This window comes from Lentzea chajnantorensis (assembly GCF_054300775.1).
The window spans coordinates 7412566-7426675 of the sequence record NZ_JBSDZT010000002.1; the positions used below are offsets into that span (position 1 = coordinate 7412566).

1 pseudogene is annotated in these 14110 nt (G+C 75.1%); it reads right to left on the bottom strand.

Annotation, left to right across the window (positions count from 1 at the left end):
• Positions 1-7: 7 nt before the first annotated feature.
• Positions 8-14068, bottom strand: a pseudogene (locus ACVDFE_RS35465) (SDR family NAD(P)-dependent oxidoreductase); the annotation flags it as partial.
• Between the last annotated feature and the right edge of the window lie 42 nt (positions 14069-14110).

Below are 14110 nucleotides of genomic sequence, written 5' to 3' on the forward strand. Positions count from 1 at the left end.
GGGCAGCGCTCGCCAGGAGCTTCCCCGCGGTGTCGGGGGCTTCGAGGTCCGCGAGCACCACGCGGCCGGGGTTCTCCGTCTGTGCCGAGCGGAGCAGCCCCCACGCGGCCGCCTGACCGGGACGGGTCGGGTCCGGCCCCGCCGCGCCGTGCGTGACCACCACGAGCGTCATGTCGGCGAACCGGTCGTCCGTGAGCCAGTCCCGCACCAGGGCGAGCAGCCGTTCGAGGGCGGCACGCGCGGAGTCAGGACCGTCGCCGCCGGGCTCGGCGAGCACGACGAGCGTGTCGGTCGTGCTGTCCAGCTCGCGGAGGTCCCTGGCGAGGACCACCTCGGCGACGGCCTCTTCGAGCACGCTCGCGACCTCCTTGCACCGCGAGTCCGGCACGTCGCCCTGGCCGAGCACGGTCCACCGTCCCGCGCTCGGAGCGGACGGCACGGCGAGCGGCGTCCACGCGAGCTGGAACAGGTGCTCGTGCCCGCCGGACGCGGCCGCGGAGAGCTGCTCGGGCCGGATCTCGCGCAGGGCGAGGGAGTCCACGGTGAACACCAGGCGGCCGGTCGCGTCGGTGGCCACGACCCGCACGGCGTCGCCACCGCTCGGGCTGATCCTGACGCGCAGCGCGGTCGCTCCCCGCGTCGCCAGCTCCACGCCGTTCCACGCGAACGGCAGCCGGATCCGCTCCGGCTCCTCGCCGGAGCGCAGGCCGATGCCGTGCAGCACCGCGTCCAGCAACGCCGGGTACAGCAGGAACGGCTCCGGGGCGACCGGTTCGCGCGGCACCTCCACCTCGGCGTAGACGTCCTCGCCGCGCCGCCAGGCCGAGCGCAGGCCCTGGAAGCGGGGACCGTAGTCCGCGCCCAGCTCGGCGAAGCGTTCGTACACGCCGTCGAGCGCGACGGGTTCCGCGGCCGGCGGAGGCCACGCACCGAGGTCGGCCGTCTGCCCGTGCGCGGGCCGCAGCAGGCCGGACGCGTGCAGCGTCCACGGCTCGCTCCCGACCGCCGCGTAGCAGCGGAACTCACGACGTCCGGCGTCGTCGGGCTCCCCCACGGTGCACTGCACCCGCACCGCCGCGTGGTCCGGCAGGACCAGCGGCTCGGTGACCAGCAGCTCGTCGATCCGCGCACAGCCGAGCCCGGCACCGGCGGCCAGCGCCAGCTCCACGAACGCCGCGCCCGCGAGCAGCGGCACGCCGCCCACGGCGTGCTCGGCGAGCCACGGCTGCTCGGCCAGCGACAGCCGTGCCGTGTGGACCACGCCCTCGCTGCCCGCGAGGTCGACGGCGGTGCCCAGCAGCGGGTGCCCGCCCCCTGACGAGGCCGCGGCGCCGCTGGTGAGCCAGAACCGCCGGTGCTGGAAGGCGTACGTCGGCAGGCTCGCGCCGTCGCGGTGCGGCAGCAGCGCCGTCCAGTCGACGGCGGCACCGTGCACGTGCAGAGCGGCGAGCGCGGACACCAGCGACGCGGCCTCGTCGGAGTCCTTGCGCAGCAGGGGAACGACCGCGCTGCCGTCCTCCGGCAGGCATTCGACCGCGGCCGCGGTGAGGGCGTTGCCGGTGCCGACCTCGGCGAACCGGCGCACCCCCGCGTCGTGCAGCGCGCCGACCGCGTCGGCGAACCGCACCGCTTCACGCGCGTGGCGCACCCAGTACCCGGGTGAGGCCAGGTCGGCGCCGGTGACCGCCGTCCCGGTCAGGCTGGAGACGAACGCGATGCGCGGCGTTCCGAAGCTCACCGACTCGGCGATCTCGCGGAACTCGGCGAGCATCGGGTCCATCAGGGACGAGTGGAAGGCGTGGCTGACCTTCAGCTCCCGTGTGCGGCCGAACCGCGCCGCGATCGCCCGCACCGGTTCCGCGGGGCCCGCCACGACCACCGACGACGGGCCGTTGACCGCGGCGATGCTCACGTCCCGGGTCAGCAGTGGCGCCACCTCGGCCTCGGTGGCCTTGATCGCGATCATCACGCCGCCCGCGGGCAGCTCCTGCATGAGCCTGCCGCGCGCGGCGACGAGGCGGCACGCGTCGGGCAGGTCGAGCACACCCGCGACGTGCGCGGCCGCGAACTCCCCGACCGAGTGCCCCGCGACGGCGTCCGGCCGGACGCCGAGCGCGGTGAGCAGCCGGAACAACGCCACCTGGTGCGCGAAGAGCGCGGGCTGCGTGTACCCGGTGCGGTCCAGCGCGGCGGCGTCGTCGAGCACGTCGTCCAGCGGCCGTTCGAGCAGCGGGTCGAGGTGCGCGCGGACCTCGGCGAAGGCCTCGGCGTAGACGGGGAACACCTCGCGGAGCCGCTTGCCCATGCCCGCTCGCTGCGACCCCTGTCCGGAGAACAGGAAGGCGAGCTTGCCCTCGGTGGCGGCGCCCGACGCGCCGGTGCGCGGCGACCGGCCTTCGGCGACCTCGCGCAGCCCGCCGGTCAGTTCCTCGACGGTGCCGCCGAGCACGGCGGCACGGTGCCGCAGCCGGGTGCGGGCGCTCGCCAGTCCACCCGCGAGCACCGCGATCGGTTCCCCGGTACCCCCGGTGACGTGGTCCAGCAGCCGGGCGGCCTGCGCGCGCAACGCCTCCGGTGTGTGGCCGGACAGCAGCCACGGGACGACACCGGTGTCCGGCGCGGCCGGTTCGCTCGCCGGTACCTCGTCTTCCGGCGCGGCTTCGATGATCACGTGCGCGTTGGTGCCCGAGATGCCGAACGAGGACACACCGGCGCGGCGGGGACGGCCGGACGCGGGCCACGGGCGCGACTCGGTGAGCAGCTGGACGTTGCCGCCCTCCCACTCCACGTGCCGGGAGGGGGCGTCGACGCCGAGGCTCGCCGGCATCGTCCCGGCACGCATCGCCTCGATCATCTTGATCACCCCGGCGACGCCCGCCGCGGCCTGCGTGTGACCGAGGTTGGACTTCACCGATCCCAGCCACAGCGGCGTGTCCGCGGACCGGCCGGCGCCGTAGGTGGCCTGCAGGGCCTGCGCCTCGATCGGGTCGCCCAGCGTCGTGCCCGTGCCGTGCGCCTCCACCACGTCCACATCGGACGGTGCGAGTCCCGCGGCGTCGAGCGCCCTGCGGATCACGCGCTGCTGCGCGGGCCCGTTCGGAGCGGTGATGCCGTTGGACGCGCCGTCGGAGTTCACGGCGCTGCCCCGCACGACGGCCAGCACGCGCCTGCCGTTGCGCCGGGCGTCGGAGAGCCGTTCGAGGACGAGCACGCCGGAGCCCTCACCGAAACCGGTGCCGTCGGCACCGTCGGCGAACGGCCTGCACCGGCCGTCCCGCGAGAGCCCGCGGTGCTTGCTGAACTCCACGAAGGTTCCCGGCGTCGCCATGACGGTCACGCCACCGGCCAGCGCCAGCGCGCAGTCGCCCTGCCGCAGCGACTGCACGGCGAGGTGCAGCGCGACGAGCGACGACGAGCACGCGGTGTCGATCGACAGCGTCGGCCCTTCGAGTCCCAGCTCGTACGCCACGCGGCCGGACACCACGCTGCCGGAACCGGCACTGCCGACGTAGTCGTGGTACATCACGCCCGCGAACACACCGGTGTCGGAGCCGCGCAGGGTCACGGGGTCGATCGACGCGCGTTCGAGCGCCTCCCACGAGGTCTCCAGCAGCAACCGCTGCTGGGGGTCGGTGGTGAGCGCCTCCTCGTCGTCCATGCCGAAGAAGCCGGGGTCGAAGTCGGCGGCGCCGTCGAGGAACGAGCCGTGCTTCGTGTAGCTCGTGCCCGGCCGGTCGAGGGTGGGGTCGTACAGGTTCGCGACGTCCCAGCCGCGGTCCTGCGGGAACTCGCCCACCACGTCACGGCCTTCGGCGACGACCCGCCACAGGTCCTCGGGAGAGCCGATCCCACCGGGAAGCCGGCAGCCGATGCCGATGACGGCGATCGGCTCGTCCGAGGCCCCGCCCGCCTTCGGGCGCGGCGCGCTGACCGCCGTGGCGATCGTGCCCGCGAACTCGTCCAGCAGGTGCCGCCCGAGCGCGGCGGACGTCGGGTGGTCGAACACGAGCGTCGCGGGCAGCCGCAGGCCCGTCGCCCTGGACAGGCCGTTGCGCAGTTCCACCGCGGCCAGGGAGTCGAACCCGAGCTCGCGGAACGCGAGGGTGCGGTCGACCTCCTGCGCCGACCGGTAGCCGAGGATGGCCGCCACGTGCTCGCGGACCAGGTCGACCAGCAGTGGTTCGCGGTCGGGCTCGGCCACGGCGGCGAGCCGTTCGCGCAGCCCGCCGGCGCCGGCCGTGCTCGCCCTGCCCGCCGCGACGCGGCGGACCGGCACGAGGCCGCGGAACAACGGCGCCAGATCCTCGCCCTGAGCGCGCAACGCCGCCAGCTCCAACCGGACGGGGAGCACGACGGGCTCGCTGCCGCGCAGCGCGGCGTCGAACAGCGCCAGACCGTCCGCCGTGGACAGAGGCGCGACACCCCCGCGCGCGATGCGCGAGCGGTCGGTCTCGTCGAGCGTGCCGGTCATGCCGCCCGACTGGTCCCACAGGCCCCACGCGAGGGAGCGCGCGGGCAGTCCGAGTCCGTGCCGGTGCCGCGCAAGCGCGTCGAGGTAGCTGTTCGCCGCCGCGTAGTTGGCCTGTCCCGGCGATCCGAGGGTGGCGGCCGACGAGGAGAACACGACGAACTCCGCCAGCGCACTGCCCGCCGTCAACTCGTGGAGGTTCCACGCGGCGTCGACCTTGGGCCGGAACACCGCGTCCACGCGCTCCGGCGTCATCGACTCCAGCACGCCGTCCGCGAGCACGCCCGCGGCGTGGATCACCGCGGCCAGCGGGCGCTCCGGGGGCAGGCCCGCCAGCACGGCGGCGAGCGCGGCGCGGTCGGCGACGTCGCAGGCGACCGACGTCACCTCGGCGCCGAGCGCGGTCAGCTCGTCGACGAACTCCGGCGCGGCGCCGCGCCGGCTGAGCAGCAGGAGGTTGCGGACGCCCCGCGCGGTGACCAGGTGGCGCGCGATCGCCGTGCCGAGTGCACCGGTGGCGCCGGTGAGCAGCACGGTCCCTTCCGCGAGGGACGCCGGTTCGGTGTCCTCGATCGTGCTCCTGGTGAGCCGCGGCACGAACCACGCGCCGTCCCGCAGCAGCACGTGCGGTTCACCGATCGCGACGGCCTGGCTGATCCGGTCTTCCGTCACGTCCGCGCCGTCGCTCTCCACGAGCAGCACGCGGCCGGGGTTCTCCGACTGCGCCGAGCGCACGAACCCGGCGACCGCGGCGCCCACGGGATCGGACCCGGTCACGACCGCCAGCAGACCGTCCGCGGCGAGGGCGTCCCGCAGCTGGGCGCACACCTGGTTCACCGCGGCGCGCGCTTCGCCCGCACTGCTGCCTTCCGCCGCCCGCAGGACCGCCGCGACGGGTTCGCCGGTGGCGTCCGGTACGGCCACGGGTGTCCAGCCGACGCCGTACAGGGCGCCGTTCGCACCGGCCTGCTCGGCGGCGGCGAGTGCGTCGGTGCGCAACGGCCGCAGCGTCAGCGACTCGGCCGTCGCCACGACGCCGCCCGCGGGATCGGCGAGCACCAGTGAGACCGCGCCTTCGCCCAGCGGGCGGATCAGCGCGCGCAGGGCCGTCGCACCGGTGGCGTGCAGGCGCACACCGGACCACGCGAACGGCAGCATCGGGCCGGACCCGGAGCCGCCGAGCACCTCGCCGGCGAGCGCCACGGTGTGCAGTGCCGCGTCGGACAGCGCGGGGTGCAGGCCGAACCCGTCGGCGGTGGCGCCGCGACCGTCGAGCACCAGGTCCGCGCAGAGGCCGTCCGCCGTGCGCCACGCGGCGCGCAGGCCGCGGAACAGCGGTCCGTAACCCAGCCCGATCTCGGCGAGCTCGTCGTAGAACCCTTCGAGCGGCAGCGGTTCCGCGTTCGCCGGTGGCCAGGCGGCCAGGTCCGCACCGGGGACGGCGGGCAGCGTGCCGGTCGGGGCGAGGACACCTTCGGCGTGCCGGGTCCAGCTCACCTCGTCGTCGCGGTCGGCCGGCCGCGAGTAGACACCGACCTCGCGCGTGCCGTTGCCCGGGTCCGCGGCGCCGACCACCACCTGCAGCTGGACCGCGCCCTCGTCGGGCACCACCAGCGGGGCGCCGAGGGTCAGCTCGGCGACGTCACCGGTGCCGACCTGCTCTCCCGCGCGCAGGGCGATCTCCAGGTGCCCGGTGCCGGGGAACAGCAGCCGGCCGGCCACGCGGTGGTCGTTCAGCCAGGGCTGCAACGCGGGCGAGAGCCGTCCCGTGAACACGGCGCTGTCCTCGTCCGCGCGCAGGACCGCCGCACCGAGCACGGCGTGCTCCGTGGGCGCGAGGCCGAGCGAGGTCACGTCGGCGCCGGCCGCGGTGCTGTCGAGCCAGTACCACTCGCGCTGGAACGCGTAGCCGGGCAGCGCCACCCGCTTCGGACGCCCGCCGTGACCGTCGGCGACGGCGGCCCAGTCCACGGCGGCACCGTGCGCGAACGCCTCACCGAACGAGGCGAGGACCCGGTCGAGGCCTCCGTCGTCGCGGCGCAGCGAGCCGACAGCGGCCACCGCGGCGTCGGTCTCCTGGATTCCCACGGTGAGAACCGGGTGCGGGCTCGCCTCCACGAAGAGCGTGTGCCCGGCGTCGACCGCCGCGCGCACGGCCTGTTCGAACAGGACGGTGCCGCGCAGGTTCGTGTACCAGTAGCCGGCGCCCATCGTGGCGGTGTCGATCGGCTCACCGGTCACCGTCGAGTAGAACGGCACGCCGGTCGAGCTCGGCCGCAGGCCGTCGAGCACCTCGGCGAGGCGTTCGCGCAACGACTCGACGTGCGCGCTGTGCGAGGCGTAGTCCACCGGGAGCCGCTTCGCCCGGACGCCGCCGGCCACCAGCTGCTCGTACAGCTCGTCGAGCGCGTCACCGTCACCGGAGACCACGGTCGAGGCGGCACCGTTGACGGCGGCGACCGACAGCCTCCCCTCCCACGCGCCGAGGCGTTCCCGGACGTCGTCCACCCCGGCACCGACCGACATCATGCCGCCGGTGCCCGCGAGCACCTCCGCGATGGCGCGCGACCGCAACGCCACGACACGGGCGCCATCGGCCAGCGACAGCGCGCCCGCGGCGCACGCGGCGGCGATCTCCCCCTGCGAGTGGCCGATGAAGGCCGCGGGGGTGACGCCGGCCGCCTGCCAGGTGTGCGCCAGCGACACCATCACCGCCCACAGCAGTGGTTGCACCACGTCCACGCGGTCCAGCGCGCCGGAGAGCTCGGAGTCGAAGTCCCAGTCGGTGTACGGCTTCAGCGCGGCCGCGCAGTCGGCCATGCGCGCGGCGAACACCGGTGAGGAGTCGATCAGCTCGGTGGCCATGCCCCGCCACTGCGACCCCTGGCCGGGGAAGACGAACACCGGCTTGGCCCTGCCCGCCGCGGTGGCGGAGGTGAGCGCGGCGTGGGTGCCGCCGGCCGCGAGCGCGGCCAGGGCCTCGTGCCGTTCCGCGTCGGTACCGGTGATGGACGCGCGCTGCGCGAAGCGTGCCCTGCCGTGGGCGAGCGACCAGCCGACTTCCGGCGTGCCGAGCCCGGGATGCGCGTTCAGGTGGTCGCGCAGGGTGGCCGCCTGGCCCGCGAGCGCGTCCGGCGTCTTCGCGGAGAGCAGCCAGGGCAGCCGCGCTCCTTCCCCGGCGGCGCTCGCGGCGGGCACGGCGGGCGCCTGCTCGACGATGACGTGCGTGTTGGTGCCGCTGATCCCGAACGAGGAGATCCCTGCGCGGCGCGGACGGGACAGCGCGGGCCACTCCCTCGCCTCGGTCAGCAGCCGCACCTCGCCCGCCTCCCAGTCCACCTTGGACGAAGGGGCGTCGACGTGCAGGGTCTTCGGCATGATGCCGTGGCGCAGCGCTTGGACCATCTTGATGACGCCGGCGACACCGGCGGCCGCCTGGGTGTGACCGATGTTCGACTTGATCGAGCCGAGCCACAGCGGTTCGCCGTGCTCGCCGCGTTCCTGCCCGTAGGTGGCGAGCAGCGCCTGCGCCTCGATGGGGTCGCCCAGGGTGGTGCCCGTGCCGTGCGCCTCCACGACGTCCACATCGGACGGTGAGAGGCGCGCGTTCGCCAGCGCGTCCAGGATGACGCGCTCCTGCGACGGCCCGTTCGGCGCGGTCAGGCCGTTGGAGGCGCCGTCCGAGTTCACCGCGGTCCCGCGGACCAGGGCGAGGACCTCGTGGCCGTTGCGGCGTGCTTCGGAGAGCCGTTCCACGACCAGCACGCCGACGCCCTCTCCCCACACCGTGCCGGACGCCGAGTCGGCGAAGGCGTGGGTGCGGGCATCGGCGGCGAGCGCGCCCTGCCGGCTGAACTCCACGAACGTGTCCGGCGTCGCCATCACCGCGACACCGCCGACGAGCGCCAGCCCGCACTCGCCCTGCCGCAGCGCCTGTCCCGCGAGGTGCAGCGCCACCAGCGAGGAGGAGCACGCGGTGTCCACGGACAGGCTCGGGCCCTCCAGTCCGAGGGTGTAGGAGATCCGGCCGGAGATGATGCTGCCGGTGCCGAAGCTGCCGAGGTAGTCGTGGTACTGCACACCGGCGAACACGCCCGTGCGGCTGCCCTTGAGGGACTGCGGGTCGATGCCCGCCGCTTCCAGCGCCTCCCAGGAGGCTTCGAGCAGCAACCGCTGCTGCGGGTCCATCACCGCGGCCTCGTTGGGGCTGATGCCGAAGAACGCCGCGTCGAACTCGCCTGCCTCGTGCAGGAAGCCGCCTTCGCCGACGTAGCTGGTGCCGGGACGCCCGCCGGTCGGGTCGAGGACGCGGTCGACGTCCCAGCCGCGGTTGCGCGGGAACGGGGTGATCGCGTCGGAGGCGTCGTGCACCAGCCGCCACAGCTCGTCGGGCGAGGTGACACCACCGGGGTACCGGCAGGCCATGCCGACGATCGCGAGCGGCTCGTCCGCGGGGGCGGTGGAGGTGCGGCCGCGACGCTTGCGCCCTCCGCCGGTGACGAGGGTGCCGAGGTAGCTGCTGAGCACCTCGGACGACGGGTGGTCGAACACGAGCGTCGCCGGCAGGCGCAGCCCCGTCTCCTGGATGAGCGCGTTGCGCAGCTCGATCGCGGCGAGCGAGTCGAAGCCGAGGTCGTTGAACGCGCGGTCGGCCTCGATCCCCTCGGGTGAGGCGTGCCCCAGCACCGCGGCGACGTGCGTGCGCACGAGCTGCAGCAGCGCCTCGGCGCGTTCTTCGTCCCCGAGGGCGGCGATGCGGTCGGCGAAGGCCGTCCCCGTCTCGCCCGCGGCGGCCCTGCGGCGCTCGGTCCGTCCGGCGAGCGCGCGGAACACGGGGGCGAGCGACTCACCCTGCGCGCGCAACGCGGTGAGGTCGAGCCGCACCGGTGCGAGCGCCGGCACGGCGGTGCGCAGGGCACGGTCGAACAGCGCCGTGCCTTCTTCTTCCGTCAGCGGCGTCATGCCGCCGCGCGCGATCCGCGCGTGGTCGGCCGCCTCGATCGTGCTCGTCATCCCACCGGTGGGCACCCAGGGTCCCCATGCGAGCGACAGCGCGGGCAGACCGCTCGCGGCGCGGTGCGCGGCGAGGGCGTCGAGGAGGGCGTTCGCCGCGGCGTAGTTGCCCTGGCCCGGTGCGCCGGCGGTGCCGGCGATCGAGGAGAACAGCACGAACGCCGAGACCTCGCCGGCCAGTTCGTGCAGGTGCAGCGCGCCGAGCGCCTTCGGCCCCAGCACGGTGTCGAGCCGTTGCGGTGTCAGGGAGTCCACGACGCCGTCGTCGAGCACGCCGGCCGCGTGCACGACGGCGGTGAGCGGGTGCCCGGCCGGGATGGCGGCGAGCACGGCGGCGAGCGCGGCGCGGTCGGCCACGTCGCAGGCGGCGCTCGTCACCGCCGCGCCGAGATCGGTCAGCTCCGCCACCAGCTCCGCACCCGCGCCGCTCCGGCTGACCAGCAGCAGGTGCCGCACGCCGTGCTCGGTGACGAGGTGCCGGGCGAGCACCGGGCCGAGACCGCCGGTGGCACCGGTGAGCAGCACCGTGCCTTCGGGGTCGAACGCGGGCCGGTCGTCGTCCGCGGCGCGGTTCGCGCGCAGGAGGCGGGCCGCGTAGGTCCGGCCGTCGCGGACGGCGAGCTGCGGTTCGCCGGAGGCGAGAGCCGCCGGGACGAGCTCGGCGAGGTTGTCGGCGGCGCCGGGTTCGAGGTCGACCAGCAGGAACCGGTCCGGCTGCTCGGACTGGGCGGACCGCACCAGGCCCCACACCGCGGCACCGGCCAGGTCGGTGACACCTCCGGCGCCGGTGTGGTCGACCGCGCCGCGCGTCACGACCGCGAGCGGCCGCGCGTCGTCCTCCTGGAGCGCGGCCAGCGCGGCGTGCGTCGCCATGCGGACCGCCTCGGGCGTGGTACCGGGTGTCGTCATCAGCACCCGGTAGCCGGAGTCGCCGCCGGTCTCGCCGAGCGTCACCGGCTGCCAGCCGAGGGCGTACAGCGCGTCGGCGGTCGCGTCGTGCTCCCGGCGCAGGTTCGCCAGTGGCCGCGAGACGAGCGAGGCCGCGGTGGCGACCGGTGCGCCCTCGCTGTCGGCGAGCTCCACCGCGAACTCGCCGTCGGACAGCGGCAGCAGCCGCGCGCGCAGCACCGCCGCACCCGTGGCGTGCAGCGCGACTCCGGTGAACAGGAACGGCAGCCGCGCGCCGTCACCTCCCGGGGTGTCGCCGCCGAGCAGCGCGAGGGAGTGCAGTGCGGCGTCGAACGCGGCCGGGTGCAGACCGAACCGGCCGGCGTCGGCCGCCGGGCCGTCCGGGAGGCGGACCTCGGCGTACACCTCACCGGTCGCACCGCGCCACGCCGCCGTGAGCGCGCGGAACGCGGGGCCGTAGTCCAGCCCGGACCCGGCCAGCCGCTCGTAGAGGCCGGTGACGTCGAGCGGTTCGGCGTCCTCGGGCGGCCAGACGTCCAGCCCGGCCGGCCGCTCAGTCCGCCCGGAGCCGAGCAGGCCCGACGCGTGCAGCGTCCAGGGCTCGTCCGGCGCCGCCTGCTCGGGACGCGCGTACACCGCGACCTCCCGGAGGTCGTCCTGTCCCCCGCCGACGACGACCTGGATGCGCACGGCCCCGTCGGGTGGGAGCACGAGGGGCACCTCGAGCGTCAGCTCGTCGATGCTCCGCGCGCCGACCTGGTCTCCCGCGCGGACGGCGAGCTCCACCATCGCGGTACCGGGCAGCACCACCGCGCCGCCCACGACGTGATCGGCGAGCCACGGGTGCGTGCGGGTGGAGAGCCTGCCCGTGAGCACCACCCCGCCCGAACCGGCGACCACCGTCACCGCGCCCAGCAGCGGGTGCTCGGCCGCGTCGACACCGAACGCGGCGACCGAACCCGTCGAGCCCGTGTCCCCGACCGTCTCCGGCCAGAACCGGTCGCGCTGGAACGCCGTCGGCGGCAGGTCGACCGGACGTGCGCCGCGCACCAGCTCCGTCCACTCGGGACCGGCGCCGGAGACGTGCAGCCCGGCCGCGGCGGTCAGGAGCGTCTCGGCCTCGTCGCGCTCACGGCGCGCCGTCGCGACCAGCACCACGTCCGCCTCGGTGCCGTCCTCGGCGACCAGGCACTCGCGCGCCATCGCGGTGAGCACCGCGTCCGGGCCGATCTCCAGGAAACGGGTGACGCCCGCGTTGTGGAGGGCGCGCACGCCGTCGTGGAAGCGCACCGCCTCACGCACGTGACGCACCCAGTACTCCGGTGCGGCGAGCTCTTCGTGCCCGGCGAGCGCGCCGCTGACGTTGGAGACGACGGGAATCGTCGCGCGCCGGTAGGTCAGCGCGGCGGCGACCGCGCGGAACTCGGCCAGCATCGGCTCCATGAGCGGCGAGTGGAAGGCGTGGGACACGCGCAGCTGCCGGGTCTTCTCGAACTGCGCGGCAACCGACCGCACGGCGTCGGTGTCACCCGAGATGACCACGGACCGCGGTCCGTTGACGGCCGCGATGCCCACCCGTCCGCCGGTCCTGTCGAGCAGCGGCAGGACCTCGCTCTCGGTGGCGCGCAGCGACACCATGGCGCCGCCCTCCGGCAGCGCCTGCATGAGCCTGCCGCGCGCGGCCACCAGCCGGACGGCGTTGTCCAGGTCGAGCACCCCGGCGACGTGCGCCGCGGCCAGCTCGCCGATCGAGTGGCCGCCGACGTGGTCCGGTGCCATGCCCCAGGACTCGATCAACCGGTACAGCGCGACCTCGAAGGTGAACAACGCGGCCTGCGTCACCGCGGTGCGGTTCAGCGGTTCGGCGTCGGTGCCGAACATGACGTCGCGCAAGCCGGACAGCGCCGCGTCCTCCTGTGCGAAACGCTCGCACAGCTCGTCGAACGCCGCCGCGAAGACCGGGAAGCCGGCGTGCAGCTCCCTGCCCATGCCGGGCCGCTGCGAGCCCTGTCCGGTGAACAGGTACGCGGTCTGTCCTTTCCGGACACGACCGGCCACGGCGGCGGGTCCGCCTTCGGCGACGCGCGCGACGGCGGCCAGCAGCGCGTCGCGGTCCGCGCCCAGCACCACCGCGCGGTACTGCTGGGCGGTGCGCGTCCCGGCGAGCGACCAGGCGACGTCCAGCGGGTCCAGGTCGCGAGCGTGCTCGGCCAGTCCCGCTGCCTGTGCGCGGACCGCCGCCGGCGTGCGACCCGACAGCACCCACGGCACGACCGCCGGCACGAGGCGGTCCACCGGTGCTTCCCCTTCGCCCGCGGGCTCCACGACCGGGGCTTCCTCGATGATGGTGTGCGCGTTGGTGCCGCTGGCGCCGAACGACGACACGGCGGCCCTCCGGGGACGGTCCGCCTCCGGCCACGGCCGGTTCTCGGTCAGCAGCCGGATCTCGCCGCCGCTCCAGTCCACCTTGGACGTCGGCTCTTCGCCGTGCAGCGTCTTCGGCAGGGTGCGGTGCCGCAACGCCATGACGACCTTGATGATCCCGGCGACGCCCGCGGCGGCCTGGGTGTGCCCGATGTTGGTCTTGACCGAACCGAGGAACAGCGGGGCCTCACGGGTGTGCTCCGCGCCGTACGTCGCCTGCAGGGACTGGGCTTCGATCGGGTCGCCGAGCGTGGTGCCGGTGCCGTGCGCCTCGACCAGGTCCACATCGGCCGGGGTGAGCCTGGCCGAGTCCAGCGCCGCGCGGATGACGCGCTGCTGCGACGGTCCGTTCGGGGCGGTGAGGCCGTTCGAGGCGCCGTCCTGGTTCACCGCGCTGCCGCGCACGACGGCCAGCACCTCGTGGCCGTTGCGGCGCGCGTCGGAGAGCCGTTCGAGCACGAGCATCCCGGCGCCCTCGCCCCAGCCCGTGCCGTCCGCGGAGTCGGAGAAGGCCTTGCACCGGCCGTCCGCCGACAGCCCGCGCTGGCGGCTGAACGCGATGAAGGCGTTCGGCGTGGCCATGACCGTCGCGCCGCCCGCGAGCGCGAGCGTGCACTCCTTCGCCCGCAGCGCCTGGATGGCGAGGTGCACCGCGACGAGCGCGGACGAGCACGCGGTGTCGACCGTGACCGCCGGGCCTTCGAGCCCGAGGGTGTAGGAGATGCGGCCGGAGAGCACCGCGGCGAGCACACCGGTCCCGAGCGCCGCCTCCCGGTCGCTCGGCATCCGGGCGAGCAGGTCCTTGTAGTCCTGCCCGTTCGTGCCCGCGAAGACACCGACGCGCGCGCCCCGCAGGGTGCCCGGCGCCACCCCGGACCGCTCCAGCGCCTCCCAGGAGGTTTCGAGCAGCAACCTCTGCTGGGGGTCCATCGCGAGCGCCTCGCGCGGGCTGATGCCGAAGAAGTCCGGCTCGAACCCCGCGGCGTCGTCGAGGAAGGCGCCGCGGGTGAGGTAGGTCTTCCCCTCGGCGTCGGGGTCCGGGTCGAAGAGCTGCCCGATGTCCCAGCCGCGGTCGGACGGGAACTCGTCCACCGCGTCGACCCCACCGGTCACCAGCTGCCACAGCTGTTCCGGCGTGGTGACACCGCCGGGGAACCGGCAGCCCATGCCGACGATCGCGATCGGTTCGGCGTCCTGCGTCTCGACCTCGCGCAGCCGCTGCCGCGTCGCGTGCAGCTCGCCCGAGACGCGCTTGAGGTAGGCGAGCAGCTTCTCGTCGTTGGTCATCGGTGTGTC